Genomic DNA, 23,636 nt, shown 5'->3' with positions numbered 1-23,636 from the left:
CTCAGAACCTCTCCGGGTACACGAGGGCGAGGACGAGGTAACCGAGCAGGGAGACGGCCACGAGGAGGCCGACGACGTTCTCGACGTTCACAGCTTGGTCACCCCCCGGGCGATGAGAGCCACCAGCGCGAACACCGCGACCGTGGTGGCGACGAAGGCCAGATCGGCCATCGTGAGCTCCTGGATGAAGAGAGGGAAAGGAACCGGCCAACCGGCCGTCGATCACCAGATAACCCCTTCATCGCCGCGGCACCGGCCCGCCTTGACGGGCCCCATACGGGCGGGCACGAACCCTTAACGGCGCCGATACGCAGACCGCGGCGGCGCGGTCCGGGGACCACGCCGCCGCAGGCCGGCCGCCGTGCGCGCCGGTTACGCCCGGCGCAACGCGGAGCGGCCCGCGAAGCGTGCCGCGGCGCCCAGCTCCTCCTCGATCCGGATCAGCTGGTTGTACTTCGCCGTCCGGTCGGAGCGGGAGAGCGAGCCGGTCTTGATCTGGCCGCAGCCGGTCGCCACCGCCAGGTCCGCGATGGTCGTGTCCTCCGTCTCGCCCGAGCGGTGCGACATGACGGCCGTCCAGCCCGCCTCGTGGGCGGTGGTCACCGCGGCCAGCGCCTCGGTCAGGGTGCCGATCTGGTTGACCTTGACGAGGACCGAGTTGCCGACGCCGGTACGGATGCCCTCCCGCAGCAGCGACTCGTTGGTGCAGAACACGTCGTCGCCGGTCAGCTGGCAGCGGTCGCCGACGCGCGCGGTCAGCTCGCGCCAGCCGTCGAGGTCGTTCTCCGCCATCGGGTCCTCGATGGAGAGGACCGGGTAGGCGTCGATGAGCCCGGCCAGGTGATCGGCGTGCTCGGAGGGGGTGCGACGCACGCCTTCGCCCGCGTAGTGGTACACCCCGTCACGGAAGAACTCCGACGACGCCGGGTCCATGACCAGGCCGATGTCGGTGCCGGGGCGGTAGCCGGTGCGCTCGACGGCGGCCACCACGAAGTCGAGCGCCTCCTCGGCGGTGCGCAGCGAGGGCGCGAAGCCGCCCTCGTCGCCGACGCCGGTGGAGTGGCCGGCGGCCAGCAGGTCACGGCGCAGGGTGTGGAAGACCTCGCTGCCCATGCGGACGGCCTCGGCGAAGGTGTCCGCGCCCACCGGAGCGATCATGAACTCCTGGAAGTCCAGCGGATTGTCGGCGTGCGCACCGCCGTTGACGATGTTCATCATCGGCAGCGGCAGGAGGTGGGCGTCGGAGCCGCCGAGGTAGCGGTAGAGCGGCTGCCGGTGGGCCGCCGCGGCGGCCTTGGCGGCGGCGAGGGAGACGCCGAGGACCGCGTTCGCCCCGAGACGGGACTTCGTGGCGGTGCCGTCGAGTGCGATCAGTGCGGCGTCGAGCCCCGCCTGGTCCGCCGCGTCCCGGCCGTGCACGGCGGCCGCGATCTCCCCGTTCACGTGGGCCACGGCGCGGTCGACGCCCATGCCGTGCCAGCGCGCGGAGTCCCGGTCGCGCAGTTCCACGGCCTCCCGGGCGCCGGTGGAGGCACCCGACGGCACGGCCGCACGCCCCAGGGAGCCGTCCGTCAGGACGACGTCGACCTCGACCGTCGGGTTGCCCCTGCTGTCGATGATCCGGCGGGCGGTGACGGTCTCGATACCGGTGTCGGCGGTGTGGGCTGCTGTAGCGGACATGGTGGTTCCTCCCCGTTGGTCAGGTGCCGCGGCCCGGCCGCGACGACGCCGGCGCTGGGCCCGACGAGGAAAACCCTACAGCAATGCTGTTCAGTTCAGCTGTACAGCTATGCTGTGCAGCATGGCTGTACAGATCAGGTGCGCAGCGTGACCGATCAGCGGGGTAAAGTGCCCTATGCCCTCCTCGGAAGCCGCCGCCATCGCCGCTGAACTGCGCATCTCCATGGGCAGGCTCATTCGGCGCGTCAAGGACGAGGACCGCATTCCGCTCGGTCAGGCCGCGGTGCTCGGCGCGCTCGACCGCAACGGCCCCATGACCACCAGCGACCTCGCCGCGGATCAGCGAGTACGCCCCCAGTCGATGGCCCGGGCGGTCGGGCTGCTCATGGAGCAGGGCCTGATCACACGCCGGCCGCACCCCACGGACGGCCGCAAGTCGCTGGTCGAGCTGTCGGACGCCGGCCGGGCCGCGCTCGAAGCGGAGCGCGGCCGCCGGGCCGGTTGGCTCGCCCAGGCCATCGCGGCCGAACTCACCGAGGAGGAGCGGGCGTTGCTCGCCCGGAGCACCGCCCTGCTGGAGCGGCTCGCGGCCCGCTGACGCCGCTCAGTCGCCGATGTCCCGGCTGCGGAAGTCGTCCAGCGTTTCGCGCCTGACCAGGAGCCGGGCCGCGCCCCCGTGGACCGCGACGACCGCGGGGCGGCCCACCAGGTTGTAACCCGACGCCATGGACAGCTGGTAGGCGCCCGCCACGGGCACCGCCAGCAGGTCACCGGGGCGGACGTCGCCGGGCAGGTCCACCTCGGCGGCCAGGACGTCGCCCGCCTCGCAGTGCCGGCCGACGACCGTCGCCGTACGGGGCGCGGCCGTGGAGGCGCGGCCGATCAGGCGGGGCGCGTAGCGCACCCCGTACAGCGCGGGCCGCGGGTTGTCACTCATGCCGCCGTCGACGGCGACGAACACCGTCTCTCCGGTGTGCTTGACGGCGAGCACGCGGTACACGGCGACGCCGGCGGGCCCGACGACCGCCCGCCCCGGCTCGATGAGCAGCCGGGGGACGGTCAGGCGGGCCGCGGCGCAGCCCTTGACGAGTTCCGCCCGCAGCCGGCGGGCCAGTGCGGTCGGGTCGAGGGCGGGTTCGCCGGGCCGGTAGGCGATGCCGTGGCCGCCGCCCATGTCGAGTTCGGGCAGGACGACGCCGTGCGTGTCGCGGACTCGGGCCATCAGCCCGACCATGCGGCGCACGGCCACCACGTACGGTTTCACCTCGGTGATCTGGGAGCCGATGTGACAGTGCAGCCCCGTCAGTTCCAGCTGCGGCTGGCCCAGGATCCGCGCGATGGCGTGCTGCGCCCCGCCGTCGGTCAGGGACAGGCCGAACTTCTGGTCGTCCGTGCCCGTGCGGATCTTGTCGTGGCCCCCGGCGGACACGCCCGGCACCACCCGCACCATGACCCTCTGGTGGCCCTCGGGACCGACGGCGGCCGCGATCCGGGCGATCTCCGACGGGCCGTCGATGACGATCCGCCCGACGCCGAGGCGCAGCGCCGCATCCAGGTCCCTGGGCGACTTGGCGTTGCCGTGCAGCACGATGCGATCGGGCGGGAAGCCCGCCGTGACGGCCAGTTCCAGTTCCCCGGCCGAGCAGACGTCCAGGCCCAGCCCCTCCTCCCGTATCCAGCGCACCATGGCCCGGGACAGGAACGCCTTGGCGGCGTACAGCACGTCGGCGGTGGGGAAGGCGTCCCGGTAGGTCCGGCAGCGCCCGCGCACTTCACCCTCGTCGAGGACGTAGGCGGGCGTGTCGAACCGCTCGGCCACCTCCGCGAGCGACACCCCGCCGACGGCCAGGCCGCCGTACGGGAGCCGCTGGGTGGAGGCGGGCCAGACGGACAGGTCCTCGGTGGCGGTGGCGGTGGCGGTGGCGGGGGCGGCCTTGGCCGTGACGGTGACGGTCATGTGGCGTCCCCCCTCAGAGCGCGCGGACCGCGAGGTCCGCCGTCCGGGCCGGCACCGGCGTGACGGCGGGAGCGGTGAAGGTCGGGTCGATGGTCAGCGGGCACGGGCCCAGCGGTGCGGCCAGCGCGCGGAGCGCGGACTCGGACAGCCGGATCCACGGGTGCCCGCCGCCGAGGGTCGCCGCCAGCAGATCGGGCCGGGTGAAGGCGACGGCGGTGCGCCCGCCCAGAGGGGTGCGGAACATCCGGAGCACCACCTGCGCGGTACCCGGCCGGACGGGCACGAAGAGGCATCCGGCCGGGACCCGTTCCTCGGGCTCGGGGTCGTCGTCGTACTGGAACAAACACATGGGCCCTCCCAGGGGAACCACGAGCAGGTGATGGGCCCCGGACGCGGGGAGGCGACCCGGGGCGCGCCCACGAAGCTATCCGCGCCCGGCGGCGCAGTGCCGTCCGGTAACGGGCCCCTGACGGCCACGGGCCGAGTCCATACGGATCACTGACGTACGCAGCGGTCGCGCCGGGCGTCGGAAGGCGGGCGGGAGTCACCGGGGGCCGGAGCGCTTGACGCGCCGCCCCGAACATATGACACTCGGAGTGCAAGTTGTTTTGTCCTATTTGTTCTATCTCTGCGTTACGAGAGGCGAGACATGTCCAGCTGCAGCGCCCGCGCGTCCGCCGGGCACACACCTGTCCGCGACGGTCGCACGGGAAGCGGCTCCGCACGCACGCCGGCGGCCTACGCCGCAGCCGGGGCGGCCATAGGTGCGGTCTGGGTGATCGGCGGGGACATGCCCGCCTGGGAGCACGCGCTGCGCGTCCTCGTGGTGGTGCTCTGCGTCAGCGTCGCCGGGCGCCTCGTCGGGCGCCGCCTCGCCCGCACCGGGAGGGCTCCGCTCGACCGCAAGCTGTTCTTCGGCCTCGTGGTGGCGAAGATGCTGCTGGTGGGCGTGGCCCTGCTCGTCGACTGGCTGACCGGCCTGTGGTTCGCCGATCCGGCACTGATCACCGCCGGGTTCCTGTTCGTCGTGGTGGCCGTCGCCGGCCCCGCCCTGCACGCCCGGCTGAGCCACGGCGCCGCCTGAGAAGGGCCGGGCGGCACCGTCGGCGACCGCGCGTTGGTCGTGCTGCTGGACGGGGAGGGCGGCCCGGGTGAGCACCTCGTCGATCTGCACACGACACCTGGCCGGCCGGAGTAAGCGTCGTGCGCGGCCGGTGTGCCTCCTGACCGGCCGGGGACGCGTTCGTCGGCATGGGTAACCTGGGGCCATGGGCGCGGGGGCCGAGGACATGAGCGGGTGGGGGGCCACCCGGTCCTGGGTGGAGAAGAGGCTCGCCGAGGGCGAGCGCATCGAGCAGGTCACGACGTTGCGCGGAGGCTGGACGTCGCGAATGCGGCGGCTGGACCTCGCCGGGCCAGGCCGGCGCTCGCTCGTCCTGCGGTCCTTCGTCAAGCCCTTCTACGTCCGGCACGCGGAGGGCCTGTTGACCCGGGAGGCGGCCGTCCTGCAACGGCTCGGCGGGACCGACGTACCCGCGGCGACGCCCGTGGCGGTGGACGCGACCGCGCAGTACTGCGACCACCCGTCCCTGCTGATGTCCCTGCTGCCGGGGACCGTGCGCCTCGGCGACGAGGACGCCGGCGTCCGCGCCGGGCTGCTGGCCCGCCAACTCGTCTCCATCCACCGGCTGCCCCTCACCGCGTCGCAGCGGCTCCGGCGCTACCAGGCATGGACCTCGCCCGAACGGGTGACCCCGCCGGCCGCCACCGAACGGCCCGGCCTCTGGCGCCGGGCGGTCGACGTCATCCGGCGGGAGCCGCCGGCCCATCAGGGCTGTTTCCTCCACCGGGACTTCCATCCCGGCAACGTCCTCTTCACCGGCGCCGACGGCGCCCTCCGCATCAGCGGCGTCGTCGACTGGGTGGAGACCTCCTGGGGGCCGGCCGACCTGGACGTCGCCCACTGCGCGACGGCGCTCGCCCTCCTGCACGGAGTCCCCTCGGGCATGCGCTTCGCCGACCGGTACGCCGACGCCGGAGGCACCCTGGCCGAGGGCCCCGCCCACCTGTACTGGCGCCTGCTGGACGCCCTGGCCTTCGCTCCGGAGGCGGAGAAGGTCGCCGTCCCGTGGCGGGAACTGGGCCGCTTCGACCTGACGGCCGAGGTCCTGACCCGCAGGCTGGAGGGGTACATCGGGGCCCTGTTCGAGCGCTACGCCTGAACCAGGTCTCAACTGCTCAGCTCGATGGCGTTCTTGGCGTGTGCGACGGACTCCTCGGAGGCGGGCCCGCCGGGGTTCTCGGTGGCCAGCGCCTGGTTGAGGGTGGTGAACGGGCGCATCCGCTCCTCGTAGGCGGCGTACGCGGCACGGTGATCCCCGTCGGCCCGGGCAAGGCTGTCCGCCAGGACGTAGGCGCCCACGAGCGCGAGGCTGGTGCCCTGTCCCGAGAGGGGGGACGCGCAGTAGCCGGCGTCACCGAGCAGGGCGACGCGGCCCCGCGACCACCGGTCCATGCGGATCTGGGCCATGGCGTCGCAGTAGAAGTCGGTCGCCGTACGGGCGGCCTCGGCCAGGCGGCGGCCCTCCCAGCGCAGCGACGCGAGCTCGTCCACGACCCGTTGCCGCAGCGCGTCGCCGGCCCCGGCGTCGGCGACGAGCGGGGCGGACTCGAAGCCGAAGGCGATCCGCAGTTCGGTGTTGTCGCGCACGGGCATGATCCCGAAACCCCTGTCGCCGTCGCGCAGCCACATCTGCCAGTCCTCCAGGGCGAGGAAGTTGTCGGCGCTGAACACGGAGAGGTAGCTGCCCAGATGGTGGGAGAAGCGCTCCTCCGGACCGAAGACCAGGCGCCGCACGGTGGAGTGGAGCCCGTCGGCACCGACCACGAGGTCGAAGGTGCGGGACGGTCCGTGTGCGAAGTCGGCGCGCACGCCCGTCCCGTCCTCGTCGAGCGCGGTGACGCTGTCGCCGAAGAGGTACTCGACGCCCCCGCGGGTGTGCTCGTACACCATCCGCACGAGGTCCTCCCGCAGCAGCTCGATGTCCTCGCTGTCGAGTCTGCCGCTGCTGAAGGTCGACTCGGTGGAGCGGTCGACCTCCTTGCCGTCGCGGTCGAGGATCGACATCCCGCGCATCCGGGTCCGGACGCTGCGCGCCTGTTCCAACAGGCCCGTGCGCCGGACGACTTCGAGTGCCGCTCCGCGGATGTCGACGGCCTGGCCGCCGGTGCGTGGTGCCGGGGCGCGTTCGACGACGGTGGGCGCGAAGCCGTGGTGGCGCAGCCAGTGGGCGAGGACGGGTCCGGCCGTGCCGCCACCGGAGACGAGTACGGTCTGCATAAAGGGCTCCCTGCATGGTCTGTACGGTGTACGCGCTCTGAACGTACGCCGTACGCGCAGCAGCCTCAACAGGCGATCCGGCAGGCTGTACTAGAGCAGAAAGCGGCTCTTCCGGAGTCTTGGCTGCTACCCTCTGCCCTAGTACAGGACCGAAGGGCGGCTCGGTGTGACCAAGGCCACGGACGCGGCGGACCGGCCGCCGTACCTGCGCATCGTCGCCGGGATCCGGCAGCGCATCACGGACGGCGAACTGTCCCCGGGAGACCGGGTTCCCTCGACCCGGCAGATCGCCGCGGAGTGGGGCGTCGCCCTGGCCACCGCCACCAAGGCCCTGACCACTCTGCGCCTCGAAGGGCTGGTGGAGGCCCGGCCCCGGGTCGGCACGGTCGTCGTCGGCGGCGCCCCCGCGGCGCCGGCCCGCGGACGCCCGTTCCCGTCGGCCCCCGCGCTCGAAGCCGGTGCCCCCGAGGGTGAGTTGAGCCTCGACCGGATCGTCCGCACGGCCATCGGGATCGCCGACGCCGAAGGGCTGCCGGCGGTGTCCATGCGCGCGGTCGCCTCCCGGCTCGGCGTCGCGACGATGTCGACCTACCGGTACGTCCCGAGCAAGGACGACCTGGTCCTCCACATGGCCGACGCCGCCTTCGGGGACGAGTCCTGCCCCGCGGACGTCCCCGAGGGGTGGCGTGCCCGCGTGGAGCTGGGCGCCCGGACCCTGTGGAGCCTCTACCGCAGGCACCCGTGGCTGGCCCAGGTCGGCTCCCTCACCCGCCCGCTCCTCGTACCCAACCTGATCGTGCACGGCGACCGGATGCTGGCCGCACTCGACGGCCACGGTCTCGACCCGACGACCCTGTTCGACATCCACGTGCTGCTCTACAGCCATGTCCAGGGCGTGGCGGTGCACCTGGAGATGGAGGCGCACGCGGAAGCGGCGACGGGCCAGTCGGAGGACCAGTGGATGGACAGCCGCGCCGCCGACCTCCGGGCGCTCGTCGCCTCCGGCCGCTTCCCGGCCTTCGCCAAGGTGGTCGGATCCTTCGAGCACGGCTACGACCTCCGGCTCGACGTCCTCTTCGAATTCGGCCTCAAAGCCCTCCTCGACGGCATCACGCCCCTCGTCGAAGGCCCGGACCCCACCACCCCCTGAACCGCGCGGGGCCTCCTCGGGACGTGCAGCACCTCCCCGGCACGCACGGGGACCCCATCGGCCCGGAACGGAGCCTTGGAGCCGTCGGACGCGGAGGAGCACCCGCCCGGCCAGAGGGGGCGGCATCGCATGAGAAGTCGCTGTGACTTGCAACAGCAGGTCCTCGGACCCTTGCGTGAAACGTAAACGAAGGGAAACGTATCGCTGAACACGACATCCACCGCGCCCCGAGGCACCATCCCCGCCGAGGGGCACTCAGAACACCGGCAGCCGCTCACCGGCGCCGCACACCGAGGACGTACATGCAGGGAATACACCGGCTTCCCCTTCCGGCCGGGCTGCGCAGACTTGCCCGGACCGTGCGTCGCCGTGGCGGCATCCCGCCCCAGCCCGGCCCCGCGGGCACCGAGCGCACGGGGGACCGGCCCACCGGGCGCGGCCGGGCCGCCGCCCGGGAAGAAGAGCTGCTGGCGACCGTACCGAACCTGGTCCGCCACCGCGGCCGGCTCGCCCTCGTCCGGGACGACCTGCTCCCCGCGGACGCCCGCGACGCCAACCTCCGCTCGGTCGCCGAGGCCCTGGAAGCCGCCGCCGTCCCCTACGGGCTCGTCCCCGACGGCCGGCTCACCCACCGGGTGGCCATCGCCCCGGGCGACCGGGCCGCCGCGCTGAAGGCCTGCGCCGCCGCCTTCGAGGGGCTGCCCGTCCACGCCCGCCTCATCACCGCCGACGGCGACGCCGGGGACGTGCTGGCGGAGGACCTTCCGGCAGCGGTCGACGCCGCCGAGGCCGTCCCCGTTCCCGCCACCGTCCGCGTGCCGGGTGACGGCGACCGGCCGACCGGTGGGGCCCCGCTCCCCGCCCGCGTCCGGGCCGTCCGCCTGCACCACCCGGTCGTCACCTCCGGCCGGACCCTGACCTACGGCCCCGAGACCGGCTGCGACCTGGAGTTCTGGGAGGCCCCCGACTCCGGTGAGGGCGCCATCGCCACGCTGCGCGAGACCCCGTACGGCTGGTGGGTACCGTCCCTGGCGGCCTCGGCCACGCGCCGGGTCGGCGACCGGGACTACCCCGTCGTCGACTGCTTCTCGGGCCGCTTCCCGGACGACATCGACTTCCCCGTCGACGCCGTGATCACCTGGGTGGACGCCGCCGACCCCGCATGGCGCCGACGCCGGGACCGCGCCGCGCGGGCCGCCGCCCGCGACACCGGCGCCGGTGGTCACACGCGGGTGGACCTCGCGGACAACCGGTACCGCGACCGCGGCGAGCTGCGGTACTGCCTTCGCTCCATCGCCGCCTACGCCCCCTGGATCCGGCACGTCTACCTCGTCACCGACGACCAGACCCCCGACTGGCTCGACACCGGCCATCCCCGCGTCACCGTCGTCGACCACCGCGAACTCCTGACGGACCCGGGCGCCCCCGAGGTGTTCAACTCCCACGCCGTCGAGAGCCGGCTGCACCTGATCCCCGGCCTGGCCGAACACTTCATCTACTTCAACGACGACATCCTCCTCGGCCGGCCCCAGCGACCGCAGGACTACTTCCTGCCCTCCGGACTGCCCAAGGTGTTCCACGACTGGCGTGCCGTCGACCCCGGCAGCCGCGACGGCGACGACGTCTTCACCTCGTCGCAGAAGGTCACCCGGCAGGCCGTCGAGGAGGCCGTCGGCCGTACCTATCCGCACATCCTCGCCCACGCCCCCTACCCCCTCACGCGCTCCCTCTTCGCCCACGTCGAGGAGCTGCTGCCCGGTCGGCTCGCCGCCACCGCGCGCTCGGTGTTCCGCAGCACCGACGACCTCGCCCCCGTCACCCTCGCCTCCCACCTCGCGCTCGCGCGGGGACGCGCGGTCGAGGGCCGGCTGGAGCACACCTACATCAGCACCGCGCGCCAGGACGTGGTCGAGAAGCTGCCGCCGCTGGCCGCCGGGCGCGGCCAGGACGCGTTCTGTCTCGCCGACGACGAGGCACCCACGGGGACCGGGGAACCGGCCGCACTGACCGCGACGCAGCAGCACAACATCGTCGCCGCGTTCCTGGAGGCCTACTTCCCGGTGCCCTCCCCGTTCGAGCACCCGCGGCCGTAAGCCGGCCGGGGTCAGTCGGTGAGGCCGTCCTCGCGGGCCCGCCGGGCCAGTTCGATCTTCGTGCAGGCGGGCCGGCCCACCTGCCGGTACTTCTCCTTCACCTGGTCCAGGTAGTGCTTCGCGGTGTTCACGGTGATCCCCGCCCGCCGGGCCGCCGCCTTGAGGGTCAGCCCGGACGCGTAGTCGCGCAGCACCTGCCGCTCCCGCGGGGCCAGCCGCGGCCGCTCGGGGCCGGTGTCGCTGACCCAGGCGAAGGCCAGCTCCGAGGAGTGCGCCGTACCGCCCGCGGCCACCGTCTCCACCGCCTCGACCAGGGTCTCCAGGGCGTGGTCCTTGGTGAGGTAGCCGTCGGCGCCGGCCGCCACGGCCGCGACGAGCCGGGCCCGGTCGGCGACCGTGCTGATGACGAGCACCCGGCTGCCGCTCTCGCACACTCGCCGCACGTTCGCCTCCGGCTCCGACCCGTCCCGCAGCACGAGGTCGAGCAGTACGACCCGGGCCGCCCGTCCCGGGCCGCCGAGCAGTTCGCCCACGGTCGCCGCGGTGGCGACCAGACGCAGCCGGTCCTGGCCCGCCAGCCAGGACCGCATCCCCTCCACGAGCATCCGGTCGTCGTCGACCACGGCGATGTCGATCACGCCGGCCACCTCAGCTCGACCACGGTGCCTTCCCCCGGGGTGCTGTCCACGCGCGACCAGCCGCCGATCCCGGCCAGCCTGCCGTGCACGGACCTCCGCAGCCCGGTGCCGGTGCCGGTAGCGGTACCGTCGCGGGTGCCTGCGCCCGTGCCGTCGCGGCCCGCGGTCGCGCTGTCGAAGCCCGCGCCCCGGTCGGCCACCGTCACCTCCACCGTGCCACCCGCGCCGCCGCCGGTGACCGTGAGGACGGCCGTGCCCGTACCGGCGTGCCTGAGGACGTTGTTGAGTGCTTCGCCGACCGCCGCCGCCAGGGCTCCCGCGACGTGCGGGGGCACCTCGGGCACGGCGTGGTACCGGGCCTCCACCCGAAGCCCCAGGCCCTCCGCGGCGCGGACCGCCTCCTCCAGCGCCGCACCGGCGTGCACGGCCCCCGCCGCGTCCCCGGTCGGCTGCGGCTCCTCGTCGAACTGCACCAGGCGCCGTACGTACGCGGCCTCACGGGCGCAGCGCTCGCGGAGGGCGGCGGCGTCGGCGTCCACCCGCCCGGCGGCGATCGCCGACAGCGTGGCCAGCACGGTGTCGTGCAGGGCGGCGTGGTGGGCCGTCCGCTCGGCCCGTCGGGCACGGGCGGCCTCCGCGAGGACCGCCCTTCCCTGCGCGGCGTCGAGCACCGCGCCCTGCCGTCGCAGGTACCACCAGCCCGCCGTGGTGAGGACCACGCACTCCAGGACGGCCCGGACGTGCTCGGAAAGGTCCGCCGCCTCGCGCGCGGGCACGGCCTGGTAGACCGTCAGGGAGGTGAGCAGCAGGAGCAGGACGGACAGGGCGGCGCCCCGCCGTCCCAGCGCCACGACGGCGGCGGCCGCGGCCGACAGGGCCTGCACCATCAGCCAGCCGTGCGGTTCCACGGCCGGTCCCTCACCGACGGTGGCCAGCGCCACCCACGGCAGCAGGCACCCGGTCAGCAGGACGTCGCACCAGACCCACCGGGGGCGGAACCAGCCCCGCAGCAGCGCCGAAGCGTAGAGGAGCACGGTGACGGCCACCACCCCGGCCCACAGGGCCGCGGACCGCCCGTCCACCGGGTCCGCGGCCACCGCCTCGGCGCCGACCACGAGATGCGCGATCCGGAAGAGGCCCGTGGCCTTCACGGCGGTCCTGCGCGCACGCTGAAGCCCCACCCCGTACCCCCCACGCACCGCTTCGACAGGTTTCCCCCGTATAGGAGGAATCCAGTGGATCTCGCCACGATTGACGGCGTCAAGGCCGCCGCAGGCCGCTCCGGGGCGGGTTCTCGCCGAGTCCTGCCGAGTCCCGCCGACCCGTGGCGCCTCGCCCGGGGGCGTACCCCCCCCGAACAGGCGGGTACCGGACGGTCGGCCGCGCTCGTTAGCTTCGTCGGGTCAAGGACGTACTCGGAACAGGAGAAACGCGTGACCCGAAAGTCGATCCGCCTCGGCAGGCACGCCCTCGCGGCCGCCCTGATGGCGCTGCTGGCCCTGCTGCTGCCGACGTCTGCGGCGCAGGCGGCGGAGAATCCCGGAATCATCTACACGTCGAACTTCCACAACGCGGCGATCTACGAGCTGCGAGCCGCCGTCAGCTGGAAGTGCCTGGACATCCGCGGCGGCGGGGCGCCCCAGGAGGGCGCGGTGATCCAGACCTTCGACTGCAAGAACGCGCTCCACCAGCGTTTTACCTTCCAGCGCACGGGCGGCGGCACCTTCACCATCGGCGCCTTCGGCGTCTACTGCCTGGGCACCCAGGGCGGCACCGCGCCCGGCACCCCGATGGTCCTGCGGAACGGCTGGGGCTGCACCACGTTCACCTGGAACTACCGCGGTACGGAGGCCTATCCGAACCGTTGGGAGCTCGTCGAGGCGAGCACCGGCCAGTGCATCCGGGACACCGGGCGGCGTTCCCCGGTGGTCCTGGGCGCCTGCGGGAGCACCACCACGCCGTGGCCCGAGGTCTGGGCACCGCTGTACGACCGCCAGTTCGACTACGACCAGCTGGGCTGAGACCCGGTGCGTCGGCCGCCGTGCCCGGCAGGGGACCCGCTCGCCTGCCGGCCGGCGGTCGGCGCGGTCCGCGCGGTCGGTGCGGCCGGCGGTCGGCGCGGTCCGCGCGGTCGGTGCGGCCGTCGGCAGGAGCGGTACGCAGCGCCGGCTGCGCCGCAGGTTCACCTGAACGGACGGGCACGGCTGGGCAGTTGCTCGCCGGACCGCAGGAACCGCCGACCTCCCTGTCCGGCAGGGCGATGTCGACGATTGTCCTGCCGGTGGGCGATCTGCTGGAGCACCCCCGCTGTGTGACGTTCTCCGGACATTCTGTTCCCCCCCGCCTCGGCCCTGCGATCGAGGCCGTCCGGCGCGCGGCCTCTTTCTGCGCGGCATCATGGGGGTGGTGCAGCGTGCGCAGGTCCGCCCGGTCGTATGCCGGCGAGACCGCAGCGCGCGCCGAAGCTGAGCGCGAGTGTGAGAGGGACGTACGAAAGTGACGGCAATGGCCAGTGACATCGAGCAGGCTGCGAGGGTGCTGCGGGCGGGGGGCCTGGTCGCCCTGCCGACCGAGACCGTCTACGGTCTGGGCGCGAACGCCGAGGACCCTGCCGCCGTCGCGCGGATCTTCCAGGTCAAGGGACGGCCGCCCTCCCACCCGCTGATCGTCCACATCGCCGCAGCGGACCAGCTGGACGACTGGGTCGCCGAGGTGCCGCGGGCCGCGCGTGTGCTGGCCGAACACTTCTGGCCGGGCCCGCTGACCCTCGTCCTGCGACGCGGCCCGCGCGTGCCGCTGGAGGCGACCGGCGGCCTGGAGACGGTGGCCGTGCGCGTACCCGACCACCCCGTGGCTCTCGCGCTGCTGTCCGCCTTCGGAGGCGGGGTGACGGCACCGTCCGCCAACCGCTTCGGCTCGGTCAGCCCCACCACGGCGGACCACGTCCGGGCGGAGCTCGGTGACGGCGTCGATTTCGTCCTGGAGGGAGGCTCCTGCCCGGTCGGTGTCGAGTCGACCATCGTCGACGTCACGGGCGGGACGCCGAGCATCCTGCGACCGGGCGGGGTGACGCGCGAGAGCCTCGAAGCGCTGCTGGGGCACCCGGTGGCGGTCCCGGCCGCGAGCGGTGTCCGGGTGCCGGGCCAGCACCCGTCGCACTACGCGCCGCGTGCGCGGGTCGTCCTCGTCGAGCCGGACGCGGTCCCCGCGGAAGCCGCGCTCGCCCAGGAGGCGGGGCACCAGGTGGGTGTCTTCCTGCCCCCGCACCTGGCCGGTACCGCGGTGAAGGCGCACGCGGTGGTGGCCGTGCCCGATTCGCCGGCCGCCTATGCGCGCGGGCTGTACGGGTTCCTGCGTGAGCTCGACCTGGAGGGGTGCGACCTCATCGTCGCCTCCCTGCCGGTGGAGGAGGGGCTGGGCTCGGCGATCGCCAACCGCCTCCGCCGTGCCGCGGGCCCCCGCAACACCACCCCCTGACCGCGCCGCCGGATCGGGGCCCCGGCCGGTGGACCGACCGGCGGACGGCGACGCGAGGTGCGGGGCCGCTGCGGTCGGCCCCGCTGCGGTCGGTCCCGCGGCCGTCGGTCCCGCGGCCGTCGGTCCCGCTGCGGACCGAGGAACGGCACGAGGGGGGCCGTCACATTCGGTGGGGGTGCTCGGTCTGCGTTGCGAGGGCTCCGACGAAAGGGACAGCGATGAAGACCCTGCTCGTATGCACTTCCGTATCCCACGGCAACACCCGCCGCGTCGCGGACGCGATGGCCGAGGTGCTCGACGCCCGCGTGGTCACGCCGCAGGAGGCGGCCCGCGCGGGCCTGGCGGGCCACGACCTGGTGGGCTTCGGCTCCGGGGTCTTCTCGCAGCGGATGCACCCGGACCTGCTCGCCCTCGCCCGGGCCCTGCCGGCGGCGTCGGGCGGGGCCGGGCGGGCCTTCGTGTTCGCCACCAGCGGCCTGCCCGAGCTTCCCGTTCGCGCCCTACACCCGCCCGCTGGTGCGGCTCCTCTCGGGCAAGGGGTACGCCGTCGAAGCCACCTTCACCTGCCGTGCCTTCGACACCTGGGCCCCCTTCCGGCCGATCGGCGGCCTGCACAAGCGGCGGCCGGACGCGGCTGACCTGGCGGCCGCCCGCGCCTTCGCCTCGCGCCTCGCGCGATGAACCTCAGGCGCGGCAGCGCAGCATCTCGAGCGGCGGGTTGGCGTGGAAGTCCGCCCAGAAGTCCGCGTCGAACGCCCGCCGGCCCGCATCCGACACCGCCAGCGGCACCCAGGTCAACTCGCTGAACCCGGCGGCCCGCAGGCACGTCTCGTACACCTCGCGGCGCGGGAGGTTGGCGACGAACGACACCGGCGGGTCGAGCAGCGCGGTCGTCCGCACCTGCGGCCCGGTCTCGACCTCCGCGCCGGTGAGCACGCTGCGGAAGCCGTAGCGCTCCGGGGTGGGCCCGTCGAAGCGGAAGTCGGGCGACTGGTTGAGCAGGAAGAGCTCACCACCGGGCTTCAGGCTGCGGTGCAGGGCACGGCACATCCGCTCCGTGGTGGCGATGTCCCCGGCGTAGTTCAGGAGTTGGACCGCGAGGCCGATGTCGAAGCGCTGCGCGAGGGGCCGCAGATCGGCGACGTCACCGACCTCGTAGCGCACACCGAGGGGGTCGCGCCGCTCCAACTCCTGCGCCACCGCCACCATTTCCCCGGAGATGTCGATGCCGAGCACCTCCGCTGCGCCGCGCCGCCTGAACTCCCGGCTGTAGAAGCCCGTTCCCGACGCCAGGTCCAGGACCGACCTGCCGCGGACGTCCCCGACCAGCCCCAGGAAGCTGGGCACCACCACGTACTGTTCCAGGGGCAGGGCCTTGAACCCCTCGTAGGCCTCGCCGATCTCGTCGTACTGCTGCTGAGCGCTCATGGTGATGTCCTCCCCGTCGACATGCCGTGGCCGGGGCCGCCCCTTCCCGGGGCGCGCTCCGGCCTCTGCTCGGAAGTCTCCACGGGGCCGGGCCGCGCCCCGTACTGGCAGAACCGACAAAGATCCGGACGGCGTCCGGGCATCGCCTACGGGGTCGCCGGGGCGTACGCATGGTCCGCGGACGTGTCCGCCGCCGCGGCCGGTACGCCCGGGCCGCGGCCCTGTTCGAACGTACGGAGCAGGTCCGCCGCCACGCTCACCGCGATCGTGGCGGGCTCCTTCCCGGTGATGCCGGGGATCCCGATCGGCGTCTTGATCCGGTCGATCGTGGCGGGATCGTGGCCGCCCTCGGTCGCCAGCCGCTGCCGGAACCGCGACCACTTCGCCGACGAGCCGATCAGGCCGATCGAGCCGAGCCCCGCCGTGCGCAGGGCGGCGTCGCACAGCGCGGCGTCCTCCGCGTGGTCATGGGTCATGATCAGGACGTGGGCGCCGGGCGGCAGCTCCGCGAGCACCTCCTCCGGGAGCAGCAGTGCCCGGTGCACGTGGACCTGCGCGACGGCGTCGGCGAGCACCCCGAGCCGTTCGTCGGCGAGCATCTCCGGGCGGGTGTCGACCAGGTGCAGGTCGAGGTCCTGGCGGGCCAGGACGCGGGCCAGCTCCAGGCCGACGTGCCCGACGCCGAAGACGGCCACGGCCTCGACCACCGGCAGCGGTTCGAGCAGCACGGTGACGGCCCCGCCGCAGCACTGCACGCCGTGCGGGCCGGTGACCTTGTCGTTGAGGGCGAACTCCAGCAGTTCCGGCTCCGTACCGGCAGCACGGGTCAACTCGCGCGCCCGGTCGATGGCGACGGCCTCGATGTTGCCGCCGCCGATCGACCCCCAGGTCTCGGTGCGTCCCACGACGAGCTTGGCACCGGCCCGGCGGGGCGCGTGGCCGCGCACGGTCGCGACGGTCACGAGCACTCCGGGTTCCCGGCATGCCCGCAACCGCGCGACCGCGGCCACCCAGCTCATGTCAGGCATGGCTCAGAGCGCTCGCTCCGGCCGGGACCCCGCTGCCGTCGGGCGCGGGGCCGCCCGGCCGCGTGCCGCCGCTCCGGGCTTCCTCGACCGCCCAGTACACGGCCTCGGGCGTCGCCGGGGAGGCGAGCGGGACGCTGATCCCCTCGGGCCCGAACGCCGCGGCGGCCTGCCGCAGCGCCTCCCGCACGGAGAAGGCCAGCATCAGCGGAGGCTCGCCCACCGCTTTGGAGCCGTAGACCGCACCCTCCTCCGTGGCGTTCTCCAGCAGCCTGACGTTGAACTCCTCGGGCATCTCCGAGAAGCTCGGCAGCTTGTACGTGCTCGCCGCCTGGGTCAGCAGCCTGCCGCGGTGCGGCCCGTCACCGGCGTCCCACCGCAGGTCCTCCAAGGTCAGCCAGCCCGCGCCCTGAACGAAGCCGCCCTCGACCTGACCGATGTCGATCATGGGGGAGAGGCTGTCGCCGACGTCGTGCACGATGTCCACCCGCCGGATCCGGTACGCCCCGGTGAACCCGTCCACCTCCACCTCGGCCGCGGCGGCACCGTAGGAGAAGTACTTGAACGGCGACCCCTGGAACACCTTCGGGTCCCAGTGCAGGCCCTCGGTCCGGTAGAACCCCGCCGCCGACAGCTGGACCCGCTGGAAGTACGCGGTGCGCACCAGGTCGTCCCAGGCCAGCTCCCCGTCGCCGCCGAGGACCCGCGCGACCCCGTCGACGATGCGCACGTCCGAGGCGTTCGCACCCAGCCGGGTGCCGGCGACCTGGAGCAGCCGCTCACGGATCTGCTCGCAGGCGTTCTTCACCGCCGCACCGTTGAGGTCCGCCCCTGCGCTCGCGGCGGTCGCGGAGGTGTTGGGCACCTTGTCCGTACGGGTCGGGGCCAGCCGCACCTTGTGCAGCGGAACGCCCAGCGTGGTCGCGGCCACCTGGAGCATCTTGGTGTGCAGGCCCTGACCCATCTCGGTGCCGCCGTGGTTGATCAGGACCGAACCGTCCTTGTAGACCAGCACCAGCGCGCCCGCCTGGTTGAAGGCGGTGAGGTTGAAGGAGATCCCGAACTTGATCCCGGTGACGGCGAGCGCCCGCTTGGTGTGCGGGTGCGCGGCGTTGAAGGCGGCGATCCGGGCCCGGCGATCGGCGACGCCGGCGTCCTCCTGGACCTGGCGCCAGACGGCGGAGATCCGCTCGGGGTGCAGCACCCGCTGCCCGTACGGCGTCGCGTGGCCCTGCCGGTAGAAGTTGCGTTCGCGCAGCTCCATGGGATCCAGGCCGAGCAGCGGTGCGCACCGGCCCATGATGTCCTCGATGACCAGCATGCCCTGGGGGCCGCCGAAACCGCGGAAGGCGGTGTTGGAGACCTTGTTGGTCCGGGCGATGCGGCCGGCGACGCGGGCGTGCGGGATCCAGTAGGTGTTGTCGATGTGGCAGAGGGCGCGGGCCACCACGGGCTCGGACAGGTCCAGGCTCCAGCCGCCGTCCGCGGTGAGGGTGGCGTCCAGGGCCTGGATGCGGCCCTCGGAGTCGAAGCCGATCTTCCAGGTCGCGTGGAAGCCGTGGCGCTTGCCGGACATGGTCAGGTCCTGCGTCCGGTTGAGCCGTACCCGGACCGGGCGGCCCGTCAGCCGCGCGCCGAGGGCGGCGACCGCCGCGAACCCGTGGGGCTGCATCTCCTTGCCGCCGAAGCCGCCGCCCATCCGCAGGCACTGCACGGTCACCTCGTGGCTGTGCAGGCCGAGCACGTGCGCGACGATCTCCTGCGTCTCCGAGGGGTGCTGGGTGCTGCTCTGGACGAACATCTGCCCGTTCTCGTCGACGTGGGCCAGGGCCGCGTGCGTCTCGAGGTAGAAGTGCTCCTGATCGGAGAAGTGGAACTCCCCGCTGAACACGTGCGCGGAGTCCTCGAAACCGGCGTCGACGTCACCGGTCACCATCACGGGCCGGGCCCCGTGGAAGCTCCCGGCCGCGATCGCCTCCGCCAACGTGATCACGGACGGCTTCTCGTCGAGTTCCACCTCGACGGCCGCCGCGCCGAGCCGGGCCGCCTCCAGGGTTTCGCCGAGCACCCAGGCGACGGCGTGGCCGTGGAACATGACGGTGTCCGGGAACAGCGGCTCGTCGTGCTTCATCCCGGCGTCGTTGACGCCGGGCACGTCGGCGCCGGTCAGCACGCGGACCACGCCCGGCACGGCGAGCGCGGGCCCGGTGCGCAGCGCGGTGATCGTGCCGTGGGCCTTCATGACCTGGACCGGGTAGGCGTGCAGGACGTCCTTGGTGCGGTGGACCAGGTCGTCGGTGTAGAGGGCGGCACCGGTGACGTGCAGGCCCGCGCTCTCGTGCGGCAGCGGAAGACCGACGACGGGCTGCTCGGGGCGTTCGGACAGTTGGCTCATGACGGCACCGCCTCGGTGGTTCGCGCGTACAGCTTCAGCAGGCTCTGACCGAGCATCGCGGAGCGGTACCCGGCGCTGGCTCGGTGATCGTCCATCGGCGTGCCTTCGGTGCGGAGCACCCCGGCGGCCGCCTCGACGGTCTGCGCGGTCCAGGGCCGGCCCTCCAGGGCGGCCTCGGTGGCGAGGGCGCGGATCGGGGTGGCGGCCACACCGCCCAGGCCGATGCGTGCCTTGCGCACGGTCCCGTCCTCGATGTCGAGCGCGAACGCGACCGCGACGCTGGAGATGTCGTCGAAACGGCGCTTGGCGATCTTGTGAAAGGCCGTGACCGGGGACAGCGGGAGCGGCACGCGCACGGCGCGGATCAGCTCGCCCGGGCGGCGCACGCTCTGCCGGTAGCCGGTGAAGTAGTCGCTGAGCGGGACCTCGCGTTCGCCGTCGGCGTCGGTGAGCACCAGGGAAGCCTCCAGCGCGAGCAGGACCGGCGGGCTGTCACCGATGGGGGAGCCGGTACCGAGGTTGCCGCCGAGCGTGGCGCTGTTGCGGATCAGCCGCGACGCGAACTGCGGGAACAGCTCCGCCAGCAGGGGGACGCCGCCGTCGAGGCGGCGCTCGATCTCCGTGAGGGTCTGCGCCGCACCGATCTCGATGCGGTCGGGTCCGATGCGCAGCTCCCGCAGCTCGGGCAACCGGTCGACCGCGACGACACAACCGGCGCGGCGAGAACGGATGTTGACCTCGACGCCCCAGTCGGTACTGCCGGCGACGACCACCGCGTCGGGCCTCTCGCGCAGCAGCCGCACCGCGTCGGCCAGGGTGCCCGGGCGCAGGAACGCGCTGTCGTCCTGCGTGTACCGGGTGGCGACCGGTTCGGGCGGGGACTGCTCGCGGCGCCGCGCCAGGGGGTCGTCCTCGGCGGGCGTGCCGACGGCGTACGCGGCGTCCCGGATCGGCCGGTAGCCGGTGCAGCGGCACAGGTTGCCGCTCAGCGCGTGCAGGTCGAAGCCGTTCGGACCGTGCTCGGAATCGCTGCCGGTGCCGGTGCCGGTGCCGCCGTCGGTGCCGGGGCCGGCGTGCGCGCAGCGGTCGGGCCGGTAGTACTCGGAGGCCATGCTGCAGATGAACCCCGGTGTGCAGTAACCGCATTGGGAGCCGCCGCGGACGGCCATCTCCTCCTGTACGGGGTGCAGCACGGCCGCCGTGCCGGGCGCGTCGGTGGTGGCCAGGCCCTCGGAGGTGACGACCTCCTGCCCGTCCAGCGCGGCGACGGGCACCAGGCAGGCGTTGACGGCCACCCAGTCGGTGGGTTTGTGCACCCCGGGCCGGGCCACCAGGACCGAGCAGGCGCCGCATTCACCCTCGGCGCAGCCTTCCTTGGTACCGGTCAGGCCGCGCTCGCGGAGGAAATCGAGCACCGTGGTGTGGGGTGACGCCGGTGAGATCGGGGTCTCCTTCCCATTGACCGTGATCCGCGCCGCTACCATGGCACGTCCTCATTTCGGTGCGCGGTCGACAGGACTGTCCAAGTCGCCATTTCAGAGCTTTCTCTTCCGGTGGCCGCGGCGCGGGAACGCGCAGCGCGACGCATCGGCACGCCGACGGCGTGCCGTTGAGTGGTGACATCGATGAGAAGGTGCCGGGGCCGCAATCGGGCACGCCGACGAGGGGGCTGCTCAGCAGCCGTGTGCTACACGACCCGGAGCCCAGGCGATCTGGTGTGCGAGGCGAATCAGCCCGGAGATGGTCGACATCCGGTTTCGCCTCCTTCCAGCAGCTCACGAGCGGGGTGCGGTCGAAGTTACGTTGCCGCGGCTTCATCGGTCAAGCACGGCCCGGTGGATTCCACGAAAGCCGGTCACCGCGACCGGCCCGCATTCGTACGCGAATCCAGGGGCGAGACCTGTCCCGATTCCCTTCGGCGGCGCCGCCGTCGGCCGGCCCGCACTCGGCGCGCCGGTCGCGCTCCTCGCGCTTCCGGGGTGGCAGGCGGGCGCGTACGCCCTACCGCGGGGCCACGGGCAGCCGGTGGAGGACGACGTCGCGCAGGACGCCGTCCTCGGCGGTGAGCGTCAGGTAGGTGTGGTGGGGCTGGCGGCGGCGATCGGTGGGGGAGCCGGGGTTGAGCAGCCGCAGCCCGCCCGGGGCGGTGGAGTCCCAGGGGATGTGGCTGTGGCCGAACACCAGGACGTCGGTGTCGGGGAAGAGCGCCGCGCAGCGCCGTTCGCGTCCGGCGGCCGCGCCGGTCTCGTGGACGACGGCGAAGCGCAGGCCGCCGAGTTCGGCGCGGGCCACCTCGGGCAGTCTGCGGCGCAGGGCGGGCCCGTCGTTGTTGCCGTACACGGCGATCAGACGCCGCGACCTCGACTCCAGCACGTCGAGGGTGGTCTCGTCGGTCCAGTCCCCGGCGTGGATCACCACATCGGCCTCGTCGACGGCCGTCAACAGGCCCTCGGGCAGGTGCCTGGCCCGCGAGGGCACGTGCGTGTCCGAGGTCAGCAGCAGCCTCATGCCCCCACCGTAGCCCCCGCCCCCTTCCCCCGCCCCCCGGCACACCGCCCCGCGGGGTGGGAGTTACTCCCGGCCATGGGGTGAAGTGCCTCACGCGGGGACGGCTGTACCCCTGATGCCCGTGATGCGCGAACGAACTGCCTGATCGAGGAGGTACGTTGCTCGCCGCCACCGGGACCTTCCCGCGTCGGCCGACAGGAGCTCGCGATGAGGACGACCGCAGCCGCCCGGCCCCTGTTGATCGCTGCGGTGGCGATCGGCGCACTCAGCGCCTGTGGCGCCGACGAGGAGCGGTGCAGTACGCGACGGACTACTCCGAACCGGAGGTGAGACAGAGCCAGGATGAAGAAGGGGCCGATGCTCGGTGGGTGGGGGGCTGACCGATTGAACCCTTCTCGGTAACGTCTCGTGACGGTTCGTGATCTTCGCTCAGGCAGCGGGGTCGTGCTCGAGGTGGAGGAGGATGAGGGCGGCCCGTGCAGCGGTGGGATCGAGGCTGGCCCTGCGCAGAGCCTTGAAGGTGATCTTCAGCGAACAAGTGCAATGCGCCGACGGGGGCGCTGAGTGCCACGCCGGCAGGTGGACCGGTGGGTGGTTATATGTCCCGCATGCGCTGTCTCCACCATGCCGCCGCAGCCCATGCGCTCACGGATGCGGCCCCGGGATTGGGCAGGGTGCGGTGCAGGAACTCCGCATCGAGGCGTGCGACGACGCTGTGCAGTCGTCTGCGCGCTGTGGGCGACAGCAGACGGAGTGCGTCTTCGAGGGTGTCCCGAGCCTCCACCGGGTCACAGCAGCAGGCTTCGAAGGGGAGATACAGGTAACGGCCGGGGCGCCGCAGAAACCTCTCGTACCGGTGCAGAGCCTCAGCAACAGCACCGGGCCCCAGATGCTGGGCCTCGATCCGGTGGATGGCCGCCTGGGTTTGGCGGGAAATGCCTGGTATCTGACGAATGGGGCGAGTTGTGGTGCGGGCTGGCCGTCGCTGAGCGCGGACGGCGCCGGGCGGCTTACGCGCCATCGGCCTTTCGGATAAGCGTCATGGCGGTAAACCTATCAGGACCCACGAGCGGGTGCGCAGGGTCTTTTGGTCGGCCCGGCGCAGGGATGCACGTGCTCAGTGGAGGCCACGGGCGACACCGTGTGCAGGTGGTCGCGGGTGGTGACCCGGCGGGCAGTGGTGCGTGAAGCCCTTGGTAGGAACGGGTCTGCGGAGATCGGGTCCCGGCCGGGAGGCTTCAGGTGTCGTCCAGTCACCGCCATCCTCGGTGTCCGCAGGCGGACCGCCGAGCATCTCGCGATGCTGCTGCGCGACCACCGGCGACTCGGCCCCCGCAAAGGCACCCGCGCCCTGGGCGTCTTCAAACAGGCCGTGCTGCTACTGCGCTGGTTCGTTGACGGCACCCGACTCGTCCAACTCGCCCGGGACAACGGCATTGCGACCTCCACCGCCTACCGCTACCTGCACGGGGGAAATGACCGTACTCGCAGACCAGGCCCCCGACCTGTCCACCGCACTGGAACGCGCGGCGGCGGCCGGATACACCCACCTCAACCTGGACGGCACGGTGATCCACACCGACTGCGTGGCCGCGGCCGGCCCCAACGGCGCGGACCTGTGGTGGTCAGGGAAACGCAGCCACCACGGCGGGAACGTACAGGTCATCGCGGCCCCGGACGGCTGGCCGCTGTGGGTGTCGCCGGTCCGCCCGGGCCGCGCGCACGACACCACCTGCGCCCGCGCCCACGGCCTGGTCGACGCCCTCAACCGGCTCGTCGCCACCTTGGGCGTCCCCACCCTGGCCGACCTCGGCTACGAGAACATCGCGACGGGTTCCGCCACCCGGTCAAGAAACCGCGGGGCGGCGAACTCGTCGAGCCGGACCGGACCTTCAACGCGGTAATCCGCAACGTGCACGGCACGGCAGAGCGTGCGAACGCCCTA

Annotated in this window: 20 protein-coding genes and 2 pseudogenes; 9 read left to right on the top strand and 13 right to left on the bottom strand. The window is 73.2% G+C overall.

Translation table 11 applies throughout. The features are described 5' to 3' along the window. Position 1: 1 nt before the first annotated feature. Positions 2 to 91 carry a K(+)-transporting ATPase subunit F gene (kdpF, locus tag AC2RP6_RS06060; RefSeq protein WP_037695290.1) on the bottom strand — a complete coding sequence of 30 codons (90 nt, stop codon included), beginning with the start codon at positions 89 to 91 and terminating at the stop codon, positions 2 to 4. Between the two features lie 281 nt (positions 92 to 372). Beyond that, positions 373 to 1,680, bottom strand: coding sequence for a phosphopyruvate hydratase (eno, locus tag AC2RP6_RS06055; RefSeq protein ID WP_486445226.1), 1,308 nt, complete (start codon positions 1,678 to 1,680; stop codon positions 373 to 375). A 175-nt stretch (positions 1,681 to 1,855) separates the two neighbouring features. Between eno and AC2RP6_RS06050 the strand changes: the two genes are divergently transcribed. Continuing rightward, positions 1,856 to 2,278 carry a MarR family winged helix-turn-helix transcriptional regulator gene (locus AC2RP6_RS06050; RefSeq protein WP_486445225.1) on the top strand — a complete coding sequence of 141 codons (423 nt, stop codon included), beginning with the start codon at positions 1,856 to 1,858 and terminating at the stop codon, positions 2,276 to 2,278. A 6-nt stretch (positions 2,279 to 2,284) separates the two neighbouring features. On the opposite strand, the gene lysA is transcribed toward AC2RP6_RS06050, so the two are convergent. Then, positions 2,285 to 3,637 (bottom strand): diaminopimelate decarboxylase, encoded by a 1,353-nt coding sequence (gene lysA, locus AC2RP6_RS06045; RefSeq protein ID WP_486445224.1) that lies wholly within the window; start codon positions 3,635 to 3,637, stop codon positions 2,285 to 2,287. 13 nt (positions 3,638 to 3,650) lie between these two features. Further along, positions 3,651 to 3,986, bottom strand: a complete 336-nt coding sequence (locus tag AC2RP6_RS06040) for an SAV_915 family protein (RefSeq protein ID WP_486445223.1) — start codon at positions 3,984 to 3,986, stop codon at positions 3,651 to 3,653. 300 nt (positions 3,987 to 4,286) lie between these two features. Here AC2RP6_RS06040 and AC2RP6_RS06035 point away from each other — a divergent pair, with 300 nt between their 5' ends. Further along, on the top strand, positions 4,287 to 4,721 hold the full coding sequence (locus AC2RP6_RS06035) for a hypothetical protein (RefSeq protein ID WP_486445222.1): 435 nt from the start codon (positions 4,287 to 4,289) through the stop codon (positions 4,719 to 4,721). A 184-nt stretch (positions 4,722 to 4,905) separates the two neighbouring features. Further along, positions 4,906 to 5,859 (top strand): phosphotransferase family protein, encoded by a 954-nt coding sequence (locus AC2RP6_RS06030; protein WP_486445221.1) that lies wholly within the window; start codon positions 4,906 to 4,908, stop codon positions 5,857 to 5,859. Between the two features lie 8 nt (positions 5,860 to 5,867). Here the strand turns inward: AC2RP6_RS06030 and AC2RP6_RS06025 are convergent, their stop codons facing one another. Beyond that, positions 5,868 to 6,977, bottom strand: a complete 1,110-nt coding sequence (locus AC2RP6_RS06025; RefSeq protein WP_486445220.1) for an FAD-dependent monooxygenase — start codon at positions 6,975 to 6,977, stop codon at positions 5,868 to 5,870. A gap of 166 nt (positions 6,978 to 7,143) precedes the next feature. Between AC2RP6_RS06025 and AC2RP6_RS06020 the strand changes: the two genes are divergently transcribed. Both AC2RP6_RS06020 and AC2RP6_RS06015 read left to right on the top strand, forming a co-directional pair. Then, positions 7,144 to 8,127 carry a TetR/AcrR family transcriptional regulator C-terminal domain-containing protein gene (locus AC2RP6_RS06020; RefSeq protein WP_486445219.1) on the top strand — a complete coding sequence of 328 codons (984 nt, stop codon included), beginning with the start codon at positions 7,144 to 7,146 and terminating at the stop codon, positions 8,125 to 8,127. A 359-nt stretch (positions 8,128 to 8,486) separates the two neighbouring features. Continuing rightward, a complete protein-coding gene (locus tag AC2RP6_RS06015; protein ID WP_486445218.1) occupies positions 8,487 to 10,220 on the top strand; it encodes a Stealth CR1 domain-containing protein in 1,734 nt (577 codons plus the stop codon). 11 nt (positions 10,221 to 10,231) lie between these two features. Here AC2RP6_RS06015 and AC2RP6_RS06010 read toward each other — a convergent pair whose 3' ends face one another. Together AC2RP6_RS06010 and AC2RP6_RS06005 are read right to left on the bottom strand one after the other, a co-directional pair. Beyond that, on the bottom strand, positions 10,232 to 10,858 hold the full coding sequence (locus AC2RP6_RS06010) for a response regulator (protein WP_486445217.1): 627 nt from the start codon (positions 10,856 to 10,858) through the stop codon (positions 10,232 to 10,234). Then, entirely contained in the window at positions 10,855 to 12,009 is a 1,155-nt protein-coding gene (locus AC2RP6_RS06005; RefSeq protein ID WP_486445216.1) for an ATP-binding protein, read from the bottom strand. Before AC2RP6_RS06005 ends, AC2RP6_RS06010 begins: the two co-directional genes overlap by 4 nt. Before the next feature lie 282 nt (positions 12,010 to 12,291). Between AC2RP6_RS06005 and AC2RP6_RS06000 the strand changes: the two genes are divergently transcribed. The 3 genes from AC2RP6_RS06000 (at position 12,292) to AC2RP6_RS05990 (ending at position 15,016) form a co-directional block, all read left to right on the top strand. Next, positions 12,292 to 12,879 carry an RICIN domain-containing protein gene (locus AC2RP6_RS06000; protein ID WP_486445215.1) on the top strand — a complete coding sequence of 196 codons (588 nt, stop codon included), beginning with the start codon at positions 12,292 to 12,294 and terminating at the stop codon, positions 12,877 to 12,879. A gap of 484 nt (positions 12,880 to 13,363) precedes the next feature. Then, the gene (locus tag AC2RP6_RS05995; protein WP_486445214.1) at positions 13,364 to 14,335 is read left to right on the top strand and encodes an L-threonylcarbamoyladenylate synthase; all 972 of its coding nucleotides are present in this window, start codon (positions 13,364 to 13,366) and stop codon (positions 14,333 to 14,335) included. A gap of 516 nt (positions 14,336 to 14,851) precedes the next feature. Then, the gene (locus AC2RP6_RS05990) at positions 14,852 to 15,016 is read left to right on the top strand and encodes a hypothetical protein (protein WP_486445213.1); all 165 of its coding nucleotides are present in this window, start codon (positions 14,852 to 14,854) and stop codon (positions 15,014 to 15,016) included. Between the two features lie 3 nt (positions 15,017 to 15,019). Here the strand turns inward: AC2RP6_RS05990 and AC2RP6_RS05985 are convergent, their stop codons facing one another. From AC2RP6_RS05985 to AC2RP6_RS05960, 6 genes and pseudogenes are all read right to left on the bottom strand, one after another. Further along, on the bottom strand, positions 15,020 to 15,763 hold the full coding sequence (locus AC2RP6_RS05985; RefSeq protein ID WP_486445212.1) for a class I SAM-dependent methyltransferase: 744 nt from the start codon (positions 15,761 to 15,763) through the stop codon (positions 15,020 to 15,022). Between the two features lie 146 nt (positions 15,764 to 15,909). Then, entirely contained in the window at positions 15,910 to 16,782 is an 873-nt protein-coding gene (xdhC, locus tag AC2RP6_RS05980; protein ID WP_486450231.1) for a xanthine dehydrogenase accessory protein XdhC, read from the bottom strand. 1 nt (position 16,783) lies between these two features. Continuing rightward, a complete protein-coding gene (gene xdhB / locus AC2RP6_RS05975) occupies positions 16,784 to 19,183 on the bottom strand; it encodes a xanthine dehydrogenase molybdopterin binding subunit (RefSeq protein ID WP_486445211.1) in 2,400 nt (799 codons plus the stop codon). Beyond that, positions 19,180 to 20,667, bottom strand: a complete 1,488-nt coding sequence (locus AC2RP6_RS05970; protein WP_486445210.1) for a xanthine dehydrogenase small subunit — start codon at positions 20,665 to 20,667, stop codon at positions 19,180 to 19,182. Before AC2RP6_RS05970 ends, xdhB begins: the two co-directional genes overlap by 4 nt. Before the next feature lie 517 nt (positions 20,668 to 21,184). Continuing rightward, positions 21,185 to 21,691, bottom strand: a complete 507-nt coding sequence (locus AC2RP6_RS05965) for a metallophosphoesterase family protein (RefSeq protein ID WP_486445209.1) — start codon at positions 21,689 to 21,691, stop codon at positions 21,185 to 21,187. Between the two features lie 429 nt (positions 21,692 to 22,120). Then, positions 22,121 to 22,222, bottom strand: a pseudogene (locus AC2RP6_RS05960) (IS5/IS1182 family transposase); the annotation flags it as partial. Between the two features lie 685 nt (positions 22,223 to 22,907). Between AC2RP6_RS05960 and AC2RP6_RS05955 the strand changes: the two are divergent. Then, positions 22,908 to 23,636 (top strand): annotated as a pseudogene (locus AC2RP6_RS05955) (transposase family protein); the annotation flags it as partial.

This window comes from Streptomyces sp. WAC03905 (genome assembly GCF_057371075.1).
The sequence above is the reverse complement of the archived record's forward strand: the minus strand, read 5'-3'. Positions and strand labels throughout refer to the sequence as shown.

Coding starts and splice junctions, on each gene's coding strand:
- AC2RP6_RS05995 (WP_486445214.1), top strand. CDS start 13,364: ATGGCCAGTGACATCGAGCAGGCTGCGAGGGTGCTGCGGGCGGGGGGC.
- AC2RP6_RS05965 (WP_486445209.1), bottom strand. CDS start 21,691: ATGAGGCTGCTGCTGACCTCGGACACGCACGTGCCCTCGCGGGCCAGG.
- AC2RP6_RS05970 (WP_486445210.1), bottom strand. CDS start 20,667: ATGGTAGCGGCGCGGATCACGGTCAATGGGAAGGAGACCCCGATCTCA.
- xdhB (WP_486445211.1), bottom strand. CDS start 19,183: ATGAGCCAACTGTCCGAACGCCCCGAGCAGCCCGTCGTCGGTCTTCCG.
- AC2RP6_RS05985 (WP_486445212.1), bottom strand. CDS start 15,763: ATGAGCGCTCAGCAGCAGTACGACGAGATCGGCGAGGCCTACGAGGGG.
- AC2RP6_RS06040 (WP_486445223.1), bottom strand. CDS start 3,986: ATGTGTTTGTTCCAGTACGACGACGACCCCGAGCCCGAGGAACGGGTC.
- xdhC (WP_486450231.1), bottom strand. CDS start 16,782: ATGAGCTGGGTGGCCGCGGTCGCGCGGTTGCGGGCATGCCGGGAACCC.
- AC2RP6_RS06030 (WP_486445221.1), top strand. CDS start 4,906: ATGGGCGCGGGGGCCGAGGACATGAGCGGGTGGGGGGCCACCCGGTCC.
- AC2RP6_RS06025 (WP_486445220.1), bottom strand. CDS start 6,977: ATGCAGACCGTACTCGTCTCCGGTGGCGGCACGGCCGGACCCGTCCTC.
- AC2RP6_RS06050 (WP_486445225.1), top strand. CDS start 1,856: ATGCCCTCCTCGGAAGCCGCCGCCATCGCCGCTGAACTGCGCATCTCC.
- lysA (WP_486445224.1), bottom strand. CDS start 3,637: ATGACCGTCACCGTCACGGCCAAGGCCGCCCCCGCCACCGCCACCGCC.
- AC2RP6_RS06035 (WP_486445222.1), top strand. CDS start 4,287: ATGTCCAGCTGCAGCGCCCGCGCGTCCGCCGGGCACACACCTGTCCGC.
- eno (WP_486445226.1), bottom strand. CDS start 1,680: ATGTCCGCTACAGCAGCCCACACCGCCGACACCGGTATCGAGACCGTC.